Source organism: Azospirillum doebereinerae (genome assembly GCF_003989665.1).
In the GTDB taxonomy this organism is placed as follows: Bacteria; Pseudomonadota; Alphaproteobacteria; order Azospirillales; family Azospirillaceae; genus Azospirillum; species Azospirillum doebereinerae.
Map to the genome: position 1 here is coordinate 79,366 of NZ_RZIJ01000025.1, position 15,899 is coordinate 95,264.

At 68.8% G+C, this 15,899-nt stretch carries 11 protein-coding genes; 10 read left to right on the top strand and 1 reads right to left on the bottom strand.

What is annotated here, in order from left to right; genetic code table 11:
* Positions 1–207 precede the first annotated feature (207 nt).
* From EJ913_RS24970 to htpG, 6 genes are all read left to right on the top strand, one after another.
* Positions 208–1,659 carry an NAD(P)-dependent oxidoreductase gene (locus EJ913_RS24970; protein ID WP_127003033.1) on the top strand — a complete coding sequence of 484 codons (1,452 nt, stop codon included), beginning with the start codon at positions 208–210 and terminating at the stop codon, positions 1,657–1,659.
* A gap of 185 nt (positions 1,660–1,844) precedes the next feature.
* Positions 1,845–6,392, top strand: coding sequence for a glutamate synthase large subunit (gene gltB / locus EJ913_RS24975; RefSeq protein WP_127003035.1), 4,548 nt, complete (start codon positions 1,845–1,847; stop codon positions 6,390–6,392).
* 310 nt (positions 6,393–6,702) lie between these two features.
* Positions 6,703–7,155 (top strand): GNAT family N-acetyltransferase, encoded by a 453-nt coding sequence (locus EJ913_RS24980; RefSeq protein WP_127003037.1) that lies wholly within the window; start codon positions 6,703–6,705, stop codon positions 7,153–7,155.
* Between the two features lie 80 nt (positions 7,156–7,235).
* Positions 7,236–7,904 (top strand): glutathione S-transferase family protein, encoded by a 669-nt coding sequence (locus EJ913_RS24985; RefSeq protein ID WP_127003057.1) that lies wholly within the window; start codon positions 7,236–7,238, stop codon positions 7,902–7,904.
* A gap of 146 nt (positions 7,905–8,050) precedes the next feature.
* Positions 8,051–9,688 carry a hypothetical protein gene (locus EJ913_RS24990; RefSeq protein ID WP_127003039.1) on the top strand — a complete coding sequence of 546 codons (1,638 nt, stop codon included), beginning with the start codon at positions 8,051–8,053 and terminating at the stop codon, positions 9,686–9,688.
* A gap of 374 nt (positions 9,689–10,062) precedes the next feature.
* The gene (gene htpG / locus EJ913_RS24995; protein WP_127003041.1) at positions 10,063–11,946 is read left to right on the top strand and encodes a molecular chaperone HtpG; all 1,884 of its coding nucleotides are present in this window, start codon (positions 10,063–10,065) and stop codon (positions 11,944–11,946) included.
* 141 nt (positions 11,947–12,087) lie between these two features.
* Here htpG and EJ913_RS25000 read toward each other — a convergent pair whose 3' ends face one another.
* Positions 12,088–13,275, bottom strand: coding sequence for an ATP-binding protein (locus EJ913_RS25000; RefSeq protein WP_127003043.1), 1,188 nt, complete (start codon positions 13,273–13,275; stop codon positions 12,088–12,090).
* A gap of 376 nt (positions 13,276–13,651) precedes the next feature.
* Between EJ913_RS25000 and EJ913_RS25005 the strand changes: the two genes are divergently transcribed.
* The 4 genes from EJ913_RS25005 (at position 13,652) to EJ913_RS25020 (ending at position 15,809) form a co-directional block, all read left to right on the top strand.
* On the top strand, positions 13,652–14,086 hold the full coding sequence (locus EJ913_RS25005) for a Fur family transcriptional regulator (RefSeq protein ID WP_127003045.1): 435 nt from the start codon (positions 13,652–13,654) through the stop codon (positions 14,084–14,086).
* A 210-nt stretch (positions 14,087–14,296) separates the two neighbouring features.
* Positions 14,297–14,590 (top strand): hypothetical protein, encoded by a 294-nt coding sequence (locus tag EJ913_RS31860; RefSeq protein WP_185909925.1) that lies wholly within the window; start codon positions 14,297–14,299, stop codon positions 14,588–14,590.
* A gap of 91 nt (positions 14,591–14,681) precedes the next feature.
* Positions 14,682–15,368, top strand: coding sequence for an HAD family hydrolase (locus EJ913_RS25015; protein ID WP_127003047.1), 687 nt, complete (start codon positions 14,682–14,684; stop codon positions 15,366–15,368).
* 63 nt (positions 15,369–15,431) lie between these two features.
* Complete coding sequence (locus EJ913_RS25020) at positions 15,432–15,809, top strand: DNA-binding transcriptional response regulator (protein ID WP_127003049.1); 378 nt, start codon at positions 15,432–15,434, stop codon at positions 15,807–15,809.
* The last annotated feature ends 90 nt before the right edge of the window (positions 15,810–15,899 follow it).

Sequence of the window (15,899 nt, forward strand, 5' to 3'; positions counted from 1 at the left end):
TCTGAATTACGAATGAAAAGGTCAACAAACAATACCTATCGTCTGTTTTGTGCTTCCACCGCGCCGCAGCATGCGATATATGACGAGTGTCCGCCCGTACGCGGACGTTCGGTTTCAACCCAGCCGGTGGCCTTAGGCGGTGCCAAGGTGTCCCCGGTCAGGCGGTCGCCCCTCACGGCGCGGTGCCGCGTAGAAGGAGCAGAAGTCATGGCGAGCCAGAAGATGTTGGGCTTCGTGCACACCGCGCAGAAGATGCCCGACAAGCGCACCGCCGAGGAGCGCCGCCAGGACTTCGCCGAGATCTACGCCCGCTTCACCGACGAGCGCGCCAACGAGCAGGCCAACCGCTGCTCGCAGTGCGGCGTTCCCTTCTGCCAGGTCCACTGCCCGGTCTCCAACAACATCCCCGACTGGCTGAAGCTGACCGCCGAGGGCCGGCTGGAGGAGGCCTACGAGGTCTCGCAGTCGACCAACAACTTCCCGGAAATCTGCGGCCGCATCTGCCCGCAGGACCGGCTGTGCGAGGGCAACTGCGTCATCGAGCAGTCGACCCACGGCGCCGTGACCATCGGCTCGGTCGAGAAGTACATCAACGACACCGCCTGGGAGCAGGGCTGGGTCAAGCCGCGCACGCCGGTCCGCGAGCTGGGCCTGTCGGTCGGCATCGTCGGCGCCGGCCCCGCCGGTCTGGCCGCCGCCGAGGAGCTGCGCGCCAAGGGCTACGAGGTGCATGTCTACGACCGCCACGACCGCATGGGCGGCCTGCTGGTCTACGGCATCCCCGGCTTCAAGCTGGAGAAGGACGTCGTCGGCCGCCGGGTGCAGCTTCTGGCCGACGCCGGCGTGGTCTTCCACCCGAACTTCGAGGTCGGCCGCGACGCCGAGCTGAGCGAGCTGCGCAAGCGCCACGTCACCGTGCTGATCGCGACCGGCGTCTACAAGGCGCGCGACATCAAGGCGCCGGGCTGCGGCCTGAAGAACATCGTGCCGGCGCTGGACTACCTGACCACCTCCAACAAGGTGAGCCTGGGCGACAGCGTCGAGGCGTTCGAGAACGGCTCGCTGAACGCCGACGGCAAGAAGGTCGTCGTGCTGGGCGGCGGCGACACCGCCATGGACTGCGTGCGCACGGCGATCCGCCAGGGCGCCACCTCGGTGAAGTGCCTGTACCGCCGCGACCGCAAGAACATGCCGGGCTCGCAGCGCGAGGTGGCGCACGCCGAGGAGGAGGGCGTCGAGTTCGTCTGGCAGGCGGCGCCCGAGGGCTTCACCGGCGACGACGTGGTGACCGGCGTGCGCGCCGTGCGCATCCATCTGGGCGTGGCCGACGCCACCGGCCGCCAGACCCCGCAGGTGATCGAGGGCTCCGAGTTCACCGAGGAGGCCGATCTGGTCATCAAGGCGCTGGGCTTCGAGCCGGAGGACCTGCCGGGCGCCTTCGGGTCGCCCGACCTGACGGTCACCCGCTGGGGCACGCTGCTGGTCGACCACCGCACCAAGATGACCAGCCTGGACGGCGTCTTCGCCGCCGGCGACATCGTGCGCGGCGCCTCGCTGGTGGTCTGGGCCATCCGCGACGGGCGCGACGCGGCCGAAGCCATGCACGCCTACGCGCAGGCCGAGACGGAGCGCGTCGCGCTGGCCGTCGCGGCGGAATAGGTTCAGGCGCCGGCCCCCTCCCCGGCCCTCCCCCGCTTCGCGGGAGAGGGGGCCTTGTGGGAAGGCGGCGGCAGTCCCCTCCACCGCCGTAGGCGGGGGAGGGTTAGGGAGGGGGCAGACGCGCCCTCCTCTACCCCAGGGGTCCAACCCCCAGGTCCACGTTCAGACTGTGAAAGGGTCGTTCCATGACCACCGAGTTGAACCAGGGTGAGCAGTTCGTCGCCGATTTCCGCGCCAACGCCGCGGCGCTGACCACTGCCAACGCCTACAACCCGGAGGATGAGCACGACGCCTGCGGCGTCGGCTTCATCGCCGCGATCGACGGCAAGCCCCGCCGTTCGGTGGTCGAGAAAGGCATCGAGGCGCTGAAGGCGGTCTGGCACCGTGGCGCCGTGGACGCGGACGGCAAGACCGGCGACGGCGCCGGCATCCACGTCCAGGTCCCGCAGAAGTTCTTCAAGGACCACGTCAAGATCATCGGCCACCGCGCGCCCGACAACAACCTCGCCGTCGGCCAGGTGTTCCTGCCGCGCGTCAGCCTGGACGCCCAGGAAGCCTGCCGCTGCATCGTCGAGACCGAGATCCTTGGCTTCGGCTACTACATCTACGGCTGGCGCCAGGTGCCGATCAACGTCGACATCATCGGCGAGAAGGCCAACGCGACCCGGCCGGAGATCGAGCAGATCATCGTCGGCAACACCAAGGGCGTGTCCGACGAGCAGTTCGAGCTGGACCTCTACATCATCCGCAACCGCATCGAGAAGGCGGTGCGCGGCGAGCAGATCAACGACTTCTACATCTGCTCCCTGTCGGCCCGCTCGCTGATCTACAAGGGCATGTTCCTGGCCGAGCAGCTGACCACCTTCTACCCCGACCTGACCGACGAGCGGTTCGAGTCGAGCTTCGCCATCTACCACCAGCGCTACTCGACCAACACTTTCCCGACCTGGCCGCTGGCCCAGCCCTTCCGCATGCTCGCCCACAACGGCGAGATCAACACGCTCAAGGGCAACGTCAACTGGATGAAGGCGCACGAGACCCGCATGGAGCACCCGGCCTTCGGGGCGCACATGCAGGACTTGAAGCCCATCATCGGCGTCGGCCTGTCCGATTCGGGCGCCTTCGACTCGGTGTTCGAGGTGATGGTCCGCGCCGGCCGCACGGCGCCGATGGTCAAGATGATGCTGGTGCCCCAGGCGCTGACCAGCTCCAAGACCACGCCCGACAACCACAAGGCGCTGATCGCCTACTGCAACTCGGTGATGGAGCCGTGGGACGGCCCGGCCGCGCTCGCCATGACCGACGGCCGCTGGGTCGTCGGCGGCATGGACCGCAACGGCCTGCGCCCGATGCGCTACACCATCACGACGGACGGCCTGATCATCGGCGGGTCCGAGACCGGCATGGTGAAGATCGACGAGACCCAGGTGGTCGAGAAGGGCCGCCTCGGGCCGGGGGAGATGATCGCCGTCGACCTGCTGGAGGGCAAGCTCTACCACGACCGCGCGCTGAAGGACCATCTGTCGGCCCAGAAGCCGTGGGGCCAGTGGGTCAAGAACACCACCCACCTCGACGAGCTGGTCAAGGACGCCGCCCTGAAGGGTGAGCCGTCCGAGATGGACAAGGCCGAGCTGCGCCGCCGCCAGATGGCCTTCGGCCTGACCATGGAGGACATGGAGCTGATTCTCCATCCCATGGCCGAGGACGGCAAGGAGGCCATCGGCTCGATGGGCGACGACAGCCCCATCGCCGTGCTGTCCGAGAAGTACCGCGGCCTGCACAACTTCTTCCGCCAGAACTTCTCCCAGGTCACCAACCCGCCCATCGACAGCTTGCGCGAACGCCGCGTGATGAGCCTGAAGACGCGGCTCGGCAACCTCGGCAACATCCTGGACGAGGACGAGAGCCAGACCCGGCTGCTCCAGCTCGACAGCCCGGTGCTGACGACCGCCGAGTTCCGCGCCATGCGCGGCTACATGGGCGACACGCTGGCCCAGATCGACGCCACCTTCCCGGTGGACGGCGGCCCCGACGCGCTGCGCGACGCGCTCCGCCGCATCCGGCTGGAGGCCGAGGACGCGGTGCGCGGCGGCGCCAGCCACGTCGTGCTGACCGACGAGGCGATGGGCGCCGAGCGCGCCGCCATCCCGGCGATCCTGGCGACGGGCGCGGTCCACACCCACCTGATCCGCAGCAACCTGCGCACCTTCACCTCGCTGAACGTGCGCACGGCCGAGTGCCTGGACACCCATTACTACGCCGTGCTGATCGGCGTCGGCGCCACCACCGTCAACGCCTATCTGGCGCAGGAGGCGGTGGCCGAGCGTCACCGTCGCGGCCTGCTGGGGTCGCTGCCGCTGGAAAAGGCGATGGCCAACGTCAAGAAGTCGATCGACGACGGCCTGCTGAAGATCATGTCCAAGATGGGCATCTCGGTCATCAGCAGCTACCGCGGCGGCTGCAACTTCGAAGCCATCGGCCTGAGCCGCGCGCTGGTCGCCGAGCATTTCCCGGCGATGGTCAGCCGCATCTCCGGCATCGGCCTGAACGGCATCCAGAAGAAGGTGCTGGAGCAGCACGCGGTGGCCTACGACAACGCGGTCGTCGCGCTGCCGGTCGGCGGCTTCTACCGCTTCCGCAAGTCGGGCGACCGCCACGGCTGGGAGGGCGGCGTGATCCACACCCTCCAGCAGGCCGTCACCAACGACAGCTACACCACCTTCAAGAAGTACTCCGAGCAGGTGAACAAGCGGCCGCCGATGCAGCTGCGCGACCTGCTGGAGTTCCGCTCGACCAAGGCGGCCGTGCCGGTGGACGAGGTCGAGAGCATCACCGCGATCCGCAAGCGCTTCATCACGCCCGGCATGTCGATGGGCGCGCTGTCGCCCGAGGCGCACGGCACGCTGAACGTCGCGATGAACCGCATCGGCGCCAAGTCCGACTCGGGCGAGGGCGGCGAGGATCCGGCGCGCTTCCGTCCCGACAAGAACGGCGACAACTGGAACTCCGCCATCAAGCAGGTCGCCTCGGGCCGCTTCGGCGTCACCGCCGAGTACCTGAACCAGTGCCGCGAGCTTGAGATCAAGGTCGCCCAGGGCGCCAAGCCCGGCGAGGGCGGGCAACTGCCCGGCTTCAAGGTGACGGAGATGATCGCCAAGCTGCGCCACGCCACCCCCGGCGTGATGCTGATCAGCCCGCCGCCGCACCACGACATCTACTCGATCGAGGATCTGGCCCAGCTCATCTACGACCTGAAGCAGATCAACCCGGACGCGAAGGTGACGGTGAAGCTGGTGAGCCGCTCCGGCATCGGCACCATCGCCGCCGGCGTCGCCAAGGCCAACGCCGACATCATCCTGATCTCGGGCCATTCGGGCGGCACGGGCGCCTCGCCGCAGACCTCGATCAAGTTCGCCGGCCTGCCCTGGGAGATGGGCCTGTCGGAGGTCCATCAGGTCCTGACGCTGAACCGCCTGCGCCACCGCGTGCGGCTGCGCACCGACGGCGGCCTGAAGACCGGCCGCGACATCGTCATCGCCGCCATGCTGGGCGCCGAGGAGTACGGCATCGGCACCGCCAGCCTGATCGCCATGGGCTGCATCATGGTCCGCCAGTGCCACTCCAACACCTGCCCGGTCGGCGTCTGCGTGCAGGACGAGGCGCTGCGCGAGAAGTTCGTCGGCTCGCCGGAGAAGGTCGTCAACCTGTTCACCTTCCTCGCCGAGGAGGTCCGCGAGATCCTGGCCAAGCTGGGCTTCCGCACGTTGAACGAGGTGATCGGCCGCACCGACCTGCTGCATCAGGTCAGCCGTGGCGCCGAGCATCTCGACGACCTCGACCTGAACCCGCTGCTGGCCCAGGTCGATCCCGGCGAGAACGCCCGCTACTGCACGCTCCAGGGCCGCAACGAGGTGCCGGACACGCTCGACGCCCGCATCGTCGCCGACGCCCGCCCGCTGTTCGAGGAGGGCGAGAAGATGCAGCTCGCCTACAACGCGCGCAACACGCAGCGCGCCATCGGCACGCGGCTGTCCTCGATGATCACGCGGAAGTTCGGGATGTTCGGGCTCCAGCCCGGCCACATCACCGTCCGCCTGCGCGGCACCGCCGGCCAGTCGCTGGGCGCCTTCGCGGTGCAGGGCATCAAGCTGGAGGTGATGGGCGACGCCAACGACTACGTCGGCAAGGGCCTGTCGGGCGGCATGATCGTGGTGCGCCCGCCGACCAGCAGCCCACTGCTGTCGAACGAGAACACCATCATCGGCAACACGGTGCTGTACGGCGCCACCGCCGGCAAGCTGTTCGCGGCGGGTCAGGCGGGCGAGCGGTTCGCGGTCCGCAACTCCGGCGCCACAGTGGTGGTCGAGGGCTGCGGCTCCAACGGCTGCGAGTACATGACCGGCGGCACGGCGGTGATCCTGGGCAAGGTCGGCGACAATTTCGGCGCCGGCATGACCGGGGGCATGGCCTACATCTACGACGCCGACGACTCGCTGCCGCTCTACATCAACGACGAGAGCGTCATCTTCCAGCGCGTCGAGGTCACGCATTACGAGGCCCAGCTGCGCGGCCTGATCGAGGAGCACGTCGCGGAGACCCACAGCCGCTTCGCCGCCGAGATCCTGAACGACTGGGAGCGCGAGCTGACCAAGTTCTGGCAGATCGTGCCCAAGGAGATGCTGAACCGTCTGGCCGTCCCGGTGACCCTGCCGAGGGCGATCCCGGCGGAGTGAGCGGGGCCTAAGCGCAGGCCCCCTCCCCATCCCTCCCCCGCCTTTGGCGGGAGAGGGGGCCGGAGCTTTGCGAAGCTCCAGCGGCAGTCCCCTCTCTCGCGAAAGCGGGGGAGGGTTAGGGAGGGGGCCGGCAACGACCAGTTTTCCAAAGGGCGGCCCCATCCGGGCCGCCCTTTTTCTTTGGGCGTACCCCGCCCCTCTCGCGACCAAAGGAGCGTTTCCCCCTTCGCGTGTCCGGAATACTCTGGAGCCGGAAGGGTTGATGCTGGCGGGTCCGAAAACCGCCCAGCACTCGACGAAAGGAGGGCGCATGCCGGCAGGCGACAGCTTTCCCATCGCGATCCGCAGGGCCGGCGCGGCCGACGCGCCGCGCTGCGCCGAGATCTTCCTGCACGGCCGCCGCACGGCCTTCTCCTGGCACCCCGCCGACCGCTTCGGCCTCGACGATTACTACGACTGCGTCCGCGAGGACGCGGTGCTGGTCGCCGAGGTGAACGGGGCGGTGGTCGGCTTCGTGTCCATCGACGAGTCGGAGCGCTTCATCCACAACCTGTTCATCGACGGGGCGTGGCACAAGCGCGGCATCGGCTCCGCCCTGCTGCGCGAGGCGCTGTCGCGGCTGCAAGGCTCGGCCCAGCTGGCTTGCGCGGCGCGCAACGCGGCGGCCCGCGCCTTCTACGAGCACAAGGGCTGGACCCCGGTCCCGCCGCCGTCCGACCAACCGGAACCGCTGGTGCTCTACCGGATGTCGCAAGCGGGTTAAGGCCTCCCCCAAACGGGAGCGCAGCCGCGTCGTCGCGCGGGCTGTTTTCCCAGGATGCGTTGCGCTACAGTCCCGCCGCCATGCGGACCCTGTACCACCACCCCGTCCATTCCCTGTCGCGCATCGCGCGCGTCATGCTCGCCGAGAAGGGCATCCCCTTCGACTCGGTGATCGAGAAGCCATGGGAACGGCGCACCGACTTCCTCAAGCTCAACCCAGCCGGCGAGGTCCCGGTCCTGGTCGAGGAGGACGGCACCGTCGTGGCGGGCGGGTTGGCCGTGCTGGAGTATCTGGAGGAGGCCTACCCCGACGTGGTCCTGCTGCCGCGCGAGGTGGCGCATAGGGCCGAGGTGCGGCGGCTGGTCGATTGGTTCGCCTACAAATTCGCCCGCGAGGTCACCGAGAACCTCGTCGGCGAAAAGCTGATCAAGCGGCTGTCCGGACAGGGCCACCCCGTCCCGCAGGCGATCCGCGCCGGGCTGGCGAACATCCACTACCACCTGGACTACATCGCCTTCCTGTCGGAACGGCGCCCTTGGTTGGCCGGATCGACCTTCACGCTGGCCGACATCGCGGCGGCGACGGAGCTGTCCTGCCTGGACTACATCGACAACGTGCCGTGGGACAAGCACCCGGAAGCCAAGGACTGGTACGCCCGCATCAAGTCGCGCCCCAGCTTCCGCGCCCTGCTGGCCGACAACATCGCCGGCTGCCCGCCGTCCAAGCATTACGCCGACCTGGATTTCTGACGGCCCGCCCGGCCTCCCGAGCCGGCCTCTCCCGAAAGAACAGGTGCGCACCCCGGCCCGGTCGTTCAGACGACGCCATTCGGACGATGGACCGGCGTCGCGTATCACGCTTAACTGAGGCCAATCAATCCTTGGGAGAGTCCTTGATGCGCCGTTCGCCCGTTCGTCCCCTTCACCCCGGCCTGCTGGCCGGCGGCCTGTTCGCGCTGGTCGCCGCCGCATGGTCCCCGGTGCGGGCCGAGGTTCCCCCGGTCGACGATGCCGGCGCCCGCGCGCTCGCCGCCACGCTGAAGAGCGGCCTGACCCGCTGGTTCCCGCCCGCCGCCGAGGACGGCGAGGGGCTGGGCTTCGAGTGGGAGGGCGAGCCCACCGTCAAGCCGGCCGGCGACCATTACGACGTCGCCCTGCCCCGCCTGTCGGCCGAGGATTCCGAAGGCACGCGAATCGAGTTCGGCACGGTGCTGCTGACCGTCACGCCACGCGACGCCGGCCTGTTCGGCATCGCCGTCACCATGCCCTCGAAGATCGCCGTCCAGCATCTGGACGAGGAGGAGGAGGACTACGCCGAGGTCGCGAACCTGACGCTGGGGCGCCAGAGCTTCACCGGCACGTGGTCGGCCCCGCTGGAAAACCTGCTGACGGTCGACGCCGCCTACAACGACCTGACCGTCACCGCCGCCGGCGACGCCGGCAAGGTCACCATCGGCTCGCTGACGCTGGTGCAGGATCTCAAGCCCGATGGCGCCACCACCTTCAGCGGCCCGGTCGCGCTGGCCATCGGCGCCGTCGCCGCGACCAACGACAAGAAGCAGGAGATGTTCAAGCTGGCCGGCCTCGCGGTCGAGAACAGCTACGTCCGCGCCGACCTCGCCAAGATCGGCGCCCTGCAGAAGCTATCCCAGAAGTACTCCGCCGCCGGCAAGACGCCGACCGCGCAGGAAATCCTCCCCATGCTGCACGGCCTGATCGGCGGCTTCTCCGGCAAGGTCCGGCTGACCGGCCTGTCGGTGCTGGGCGGCGGCGAGACCCCCAACGTCTCGCTCGGCCAGATGTCCTTCCAGGGCGGCGTCGAGGATCTGGACCAGGCGCTGTCGACCGTTCGCTTCGGGATGGAGGCGCGCGATTTCGCCATGACGCCGTCGATGACCCCACCGGCCTTCACGCCGACGGCGATGAACCTGGAACTGTCGGCCGCCAAGCTGCCCAACGCGGCGCTGTGGCAGACCTTCAGCGACCTGATCGTCGCCGCCGAGGCCGAGGAAAAGGCCAAGGAGGCCAAGGAGGCGAAGCCCGCCGCCAAGGACAAGAAGGCCAAGACCCCGCCGCCGCCCCCGGCTCCGTCCGCCGCCGACGTCGCCATGCAGAAGACGATGGCCGCCCTGATCGAGGCGGGCACGGAGCTGCGGCTCGACTCGATGAAGGTCGACACCCCGGCCACCGCCGGCAACGCCACCGGCGCGCTGCGCGTCGCGGCCAACGCCCCGCAGGGCGTGACCGGCGGCGCCGTCATCCTGCTGCGCGGCCTCGACGCCGCCGTGAAGGCCATGCAGCCCGCCCCCGGCACCCAGCCCGACCCGGACACCCAGAACATGCTGGGCATGGTCGGGATGCTCCAGGCCCTGGGGCAGGTGAGCAAGGACGACACCGGCGCCGAAATCCGCAGCTACAAGATCGACATGACGGAGACCGGCCAGCTGCTGCTGAACGGCGCCGACATGGCCCCGCTGCTGGCCGCCGGCAACCCGCCGCCGCCGGCCGCGGAGCCGCCCAAGAAGAAGAAGTAACCTTCCGCGCGGACTCCGAAGGCAGTCGGAGAACACCACAACTGCATCGGAAAAGAGCCCTTCTCCCCTTGAGGGGCAGGGCTGAAGGGCGCCAAAGGCGACCGCAAGCACTGCTGGTTGGGATGAGGGGTGTTCCGCCGCAAGGCGGAAAGAAGAGTTGCGCCCCCTCATCCCACCCCCTCTCCCGCAAGGGGAGAGGGGCTCCGACTTCACGCCATCGCACCACCGCGACTCCGCCGGGTTGAGAAAACCTTTCGGGCGGCCGGGTCGCGGTGGTGTTTTGCCGTGTCCGCCTCTTGAACCGGGGGGGTGGTTTCGCCTATCTCCGCCGTTCGGAACCCTTACCCGCAACACGACACGACAAGGTGCCTCCCATGACCGAAGAACGGCTCAGTTTCCAGGCCGAGGTCAGCCGTCTGCTCGACATCGTCGCCCACTCGCTCTACAGCGAGAAGGAGGTCTTCCTGCGCGAGCTGGTGTCCAACGCGTCGGACGCCTGCGACCGCCTGCGCTACGCGGCGCTGACCCAGCCGGAGCTGTCGGCCGAGGACCCGAACCTTCAGGTCCGCCTGCTGGCCGACAAGGAGGCGCGGACCCTGACCGTCGCCGACAACGGCATCGGCATGAACCGCGAGGATCTGATCGAGAATCTGGGCACCATCGCGCGCTCGGGCACCGCCGCCTTCATGAAGTCGCTGAAGGAGGCCAACACCGAGGGCAAGAAGGACGTCAACCTGATCGGCCAGTTCGGCGTCGGCTTCTACTCCGCCTTCATGGCCGCCGACCGGGTCGAGGTGCTGACCCGCAAGGCCGGCGAGGCCCAGGGCTGGCGCTGGCTGTCCGACGGCAAGGGCGAGTTCACCATCGCGGAAGCCGCCGACCTGCCGCGCGGCACGAAGATCGTGCTGCACCTGCGCGAGGGTGACGATGAGTATCTGGAAGAGCACCGCCTCGGCGCTATCGTCCGCAAATACTCCGACCACATCGCCATCCCTATCGTCTTCGGCGAGGGCGAGGACGCCAAGGCGCTGAACAGCGCCTCGGCCCTGTGGACCCGCTCCAAGAACGAGATCACGGCCGAGCAGTACAAGGAATTCTACCACCACGTCGGCCACGCCTTCGACGAGCCGTGGCTGACGCTGCATTGGCGGGCGGAAGGGGCGCTGGAATACACCAACCTGCTGTTCGTCCCCTCGACCAAGCCCTTCGACCTGTTCGATCCCAAGCGCGCCCACCGGGTGAAGCTCTACGTCAAGCGCGTCTTCATCACCGACGCGGCCGAGGGGCTGATCCCGCCCTACCTGCGCTTCCTGCGCGGCGTGGTGGACAGCGAGGATCTGCCGCTGAACATCAGCCGCGAGATGCTCCAGCACAACCCGATGCTGGCGAAGATCCGAGCCGGCCTGACCCGCCGCGTCCTGTCGGAACTGAACAAGAAGGCCAAGGACACGGAGAACGCCGCCGAATACGCGACCTTCTGGGAAAACTTCGGCGCGGTCCTCAAGGAAGGCCTCTACGAGGATTACGAGCACCGCGACGAGCTGCTGAAGTTGCTCCGTTTCCGCAGCACCGCCGGCGACGGTCTGGTGTCGCTGGAGGAGTATGTCGGCCGCATGAAGGACGGTCAGGACGCCATCTTCACCCTGTCGGGCGAGGATGTGGACAGCCTGCTGCGCAGCCCACAGCTCGAAGGCTTCCGCGCCAAGGGCGTCGAGGTGCTGCTGCTGACCGACCCGGTGGACGAGTTCTGGATGCCCTCGGTCGGCGTCTATGACGGCAAGCCCTTCAAGTCGGTGACCCGCAGCGGTGCCGACCTCGGCAAGATCAAGGGCGGCGAGGAGGAGAAGCCGGAGGACAAGGCGCCGGAAGGCGAGCTGGTCGACCTGCTGGCCCTGCTGAAGCTGACCCTGAGCGACGCCGTGAAGGACGTCCGCAAGTCCGAGCGCCTGACCGACAGCGCCGTCTGCCTCGTGTCGGACGACAACGACATGGACATGCACCTGGAGCGGCTGCTCAAGCAGCACAAGCAGCTGGGCGCCGACGCCGCCGGGGCCAAGCGCATCCTGGAGATCAACCCGTCCCACCCGCTGATCAAGCGGCTGGCCGACCGGGCCAAGGCCGAGGGCGCGGCGGTGAACCTGGAGGACGCGGCGTGGCTGCTGCTCGACCAGGCCCGCATCGTCGAGGGCGAGTCCCTGCCCGACCCCGCCGCCTTCGCCCGCCGTCTGGCGAGCGCGATGGAGAAGGGGCTGGCGTAAGAAACGCAAGCTTCCTGCCCCCTCCCCGACCCTCCCCCGCTGGCGCGGGAGAGGGGGCAGGACACTTGTCGGAGCGCGGCGGAGTTCCCTCTCCCGCCAAAGGCGGGGGAGGGTTAGGGAGGGGGCACGGCAACCTCTGCCCTACGTCCGCCCCACCCGCTCCGCCGGGAACACCAGCGCCATGGTCGTGCCGCGATCCGGCGTGCTGACCACGTCCAGCCGGCCGCCGTGCAGTTCGATCAGGCATTTGGTCAGCGGCAAGCCCAACCCGGTCCCGACATGACCGCGCCCCAGCGCGCTGTCGATCTGGCCCCAGGGCTCCAGCGCCTTGGACAGCTCCTCGCCCGACATGCCGATGCCGGTGTCGTGCACCGACAGCCAGAGCACGCCGTTCGCCGCGACTCGGGCCTCCACCGTCACCACCCCGTCGGCCGGGGTGAACTTCACCCCGTTGGACAGCAGGTTCAGCAGCATCTGCCGCAGCTTGCGCTCGTCCGCCCACAGGGGCGGCAGGTCGGCCGGGACGCTGGCGGCGATGCGCACGCCGTTGCGCGCGGCGCGCTCCGCCAGAAGCCGGGCGATGCCGTTGACCACGCGCGGCACGTCCACCGCCGCCTCGACCAGATCGAGCCGCTCGGCCTCGGCCTTCGACAGATCCAGCAGGTCGTTGACGAGGTCCAGCAGATGCCGGCCGCTCTCCGCGATGTCGCGGGCGTATTCGCGGTAGAGCGGGATGGCGTGCGGCCCCAGCACCTCCTGCTCCAGAATCTCGGCGAAGCCCATCATGGCGTTCAGCGGCGTGCGGATTTCGTGGCTCATGTTGGCGAGGAAGGCGGTCTTGGCCCGGTTGGCCTGCTCGGCCTGCCGCCGCGCCGCCTCGAGCTGCCGGCTGCGCAGCTCGCCCTGCTCGGCCGAGCGCGCCATCAGCCCGGTGGCGGTGCCGAGGCCGAGGTAACGGCCGTTGCGCGCCACGATGAAACCGGTCACCAGGGCCGCCGGCTTCAGCCGCGCCATCCGCCGCCCGATCTCGCCCAGGCTGACATCCGCCTCCACCGTCAAAGGCGCGGGGTCCATCACATCGGAGACCTGGCACACCGCCGCCGCACAGGCCAGCAGGCTGTTGCGGTCGATCAGCCCGACCGGCCGCCCTTCGCCGTCCACCACCGCCAGCGCCGGCAGGTCCGCGTGCCGGCGGAAACGGTCGAGCGCGTCGGCACAGGGGCTGCCGCCATCGACCGGCGCCACGGGCACCGCCAATCCGGCGGCGGTGTAGGCCGCCCCCTCGCCGCCCGCATCGGGCGTCGGATCGGTCGAATCGGGTGGCGCCACGACGGTCTCCGTTTTTTCCCCTCACGATGGGAACGTCACGCGGACCAGCGCGCCGAAGCGCTGGATCCGTGCCTTCCTTCGACGGTAACAGCCGTTTATGAGCAATTCCTTTCCGAGCACCCCTTCCATCCGGCCATCGGGGCTAATCCAAAAGGCCAGTTCACGCCTCGCCGAACCGCCGCACCGGGCGGATTCCGGCCCGTCCCGCCCTTGTCGCGAAGGCCCAACGGGGACATTTGAGAATAGTTCCGAGACACAGTATAATGATGGGATATTCGGGTGCCGGAGCGTGAAAACACGGGCCCGACACCCGCAGCCGGCGCGGCGGACCTCCGCCCCAACAAGCCGTCAGAGACATGACAACAGGGGATTCTCCATGCCTTCGCGCCTCGAAGAGCTGTGCACGCAGAAGGGGTTGAAGATGACCGACCAGCGGCGTGTGATTTCGCGCGTCCTGTCGGATGCGACCGACCACCCCGACGTGGAGGAGGTCCACCGCCGCGCCTCGGCCATCGATCCGCGCATCTCCATCGCGACGGTGTACCGCACCATGCGGCTGTTCGAGGAGGCGCACGTCATCGACCGGCTCGATTTCGGCGACGGCCGCGCGCGCTACGAGGAAACCCGCAGCGATCACCACCATCACCTGATCGACGTCGATTCCGGCGAGGTGATCGAGTTCACCAACGACGAGATGGAGCGGCTGAAGGAAACCATCGCCCGCGACCTCGGCTATGACCTGATCGGCCATCGTCTCGAACTCTACGGCGTGCCGCACAACCGCCGCAACGACCAGGACAAGGACTCCTGATCGTCCGCGTGCCCTGACCATCCGCGCGCCCTGTCCATCCGCGCGCAAGGGGTGCCCGTCGGCCGGGCATCCCCCGGAATCTCCAACACCTTCACGGGCGGAGCGGGACACGCAGTACTTGCGAGGTGCGCCGGGCGCGGGTCTGGCTCTTATCGGTTCGGCATCCCAAGTTAGGTCAGGACGCACACCACCGACCGGAACCGGCCGCCCATGGACGACAACAAACCCGATCCCGTGCTCGCCCGTTTGGACCGCCTGTCCGAACTGCTCATCCGCCGCCTGGACCGCCTGGAACAGCGCGTGCGCGGGTTGGAGCAGGACAATGGCGAGATCATCAACCTGCTGATCGCCGTCAAGGCCGGTCTGGAGGAAGCCTCCGGCGACCTGCTGGCCCAACTGGAGGAGTTCCAGGGGGACGAGGCACCGATCCCGGGCGACGAGGGACCCGACGACCAGTCGCACGGCGGCAACGGCGGCGGCCAGCCCGGCCCGATGCTGCACTGAGGCTTCCCGGACATCACCGTGGCGCTTCACCAAGCGATGCCCCAAGGAAATCCCTTGCCGGATCGGCCGGCACGGCCGGATAAACGCGCTCATGCAGACCATCGACACGCGCCCGGTCGACCCCGCCCCGATCCAGACGACGGAAAACCCCGGTGACGGCCCCGGCGTCGCCTTCTTCGATTTCGACGGGACGCTGATCCACGGCGACAGCCTGCCGATGTTCGTCGGCGAAGTGATCGGGCGCCGCCGCGCCGCGTTGGCCTTGGCCGACGCCATCCGCTCGGGCCTGCACCGCCATCTGCGCGGGCGGGGGCCGGGCGCCGATTTTCCCGGCTCGGTCAAGGCGATCTTCCTCAAGCGCACCCTGCGCGGCGTGCCCGTCGCCGACGCGCTGGCCGCCGCCGAGCGGATGATCCCCCGCATCCGCTGGCACGCGCCACTGCTCGACACCCTGAAGGCGCACCGCGACCAGGGGCGCCGGGTCGTGGTCGCGACCGGCGCGCTCGACCTCTACATGCCGGCGCTGCTGCGAGGGCTGGGGGTGGACGACCTGCTGGCCACCGGGATGGAAGCCGTGGACGGGATCCTGACCGGGCGGCTCGCCACCGGCAACTGCGTGCGGCAGGACAAGGCCGAGCGGGTGAGCGACTGGATCCGGCGCAACGGCCCGGTCGGCCCGACCTGGGGCTACGGCAACCGGCCGAGCGACCTGCCGATGCTGGCCCTGATGCAGCGGGGCGAGGTGGTCACGATCCGGCGGCGCCACGCTCAACAGTAGTACCGTTTACAACCCTGACGCAGCGCTCCATAATCGATCCATCATAAACGATGGAGACGGGCGGTGTTCAGCATCGATGCCAAGATCGAACCGCCCAGCCATGGCGGACGCCGCGCCCTGGTGTCCGACGCGGACGCCGACCATCGCGACGCATTGAGCCGGCATCTCGCCGGCCGGGGTTTCCACGTGTCCCACGCCAACGGCGCGCTGGACGCGCTGGCGATCATCGGGGCGGAGGCGCCGAACGTGGCGCTGCTGCACAGCGAGGAGACCGGCGACGACGGCGGCCGCGCCGTGGCGCTCGCCGCGATGCTCTACCCGCAGACCCGGATCATCGTCATGGCCGCCGTCGGCACGGCGGGCGACGGCGCCTTCCCGGTCCTGCGCCGCCCGGTGGATCTCGCCCTGCTCGACCGCTGCCTGGACGAGTTGACCGCCTGAAGGTCGGCGGACCTTAGAGCATCGCGCCTGAAATCCGAATCTGAGAGCTTGCGCTTGGTTTGTGGGCGTGATTCACCGTAGTTGGAGGTG

What these genes read in the sequence shown, in the direction of transcription:
- EJ913_RS24970 (WP_127003033.1), top strand. Translation starts at nt 208, where the DNA reads ATGGCGAGCCAGAAGATGTTGGGCTTCGTGCACACCGCGCAGAAGATG.
- gltB (WP_127003035.1), top strand. Translation starts at nt 1,845, where the DNA reads ATGACCACCGAGTTGAACCAGGGTGAGCAGTTCGTCGCCGATTTCCGC.
- EJ913_RS24980 (WP_127003037.1), top strand. Translation starts at nt 6,703, where the DNA reads ATGCCGGCAGGCGACAGCTTTCCCATCGCGATCCGCAGGGCCGGCGCG.
- EJ913_RS24985 (WP_127003057.1), top strand. Translation starts at nt 7,236, where the DNA reads ATGCGGACCCTGTACCACCACCCCGTCCATTCCCTGTCGCGCATCGCG.
- EJ913_RS24990 (WP_127003039.1), top strand. Translation starts at nt 8,051, where the DNA reads ATGCGCCGTTCGCCCGTTCGTCCCCTTCACCCCGGCCTGCTGGCCGGC.
- htpG (WP_127003041.1), top strand. Translation starts at nt 10,063, where the DNA reads ATGACCGAAGAACGGCTCAGTTTCCAGGCCGAGGTCAGCCGTCTGCTC.
- EJ913_RS25005 (WP_127003045.1), top strand. Translation starts at nt 13,652, where the DNA reads ATGCCTTCGCGCCTCGAAGAGCTGTGCACGCAGAAGGGGTTGAAGATG.
- EJ913_RS31860 (WP_185909925.1), top strand. Translation starts at nt 14,297, where the DNA reads ATGGACGACAACAAACCCGATCCCGTGCTCGCCCGTTTGGACCGCCTG.
- EJ913_RS25015 (WP_127003047.1), top strand. Translation starts at nt 14,682, where the DNA reads ATGCAGACCATCGACACGCGCCCGGTCGACCCCGCCCCGATCCAGACG.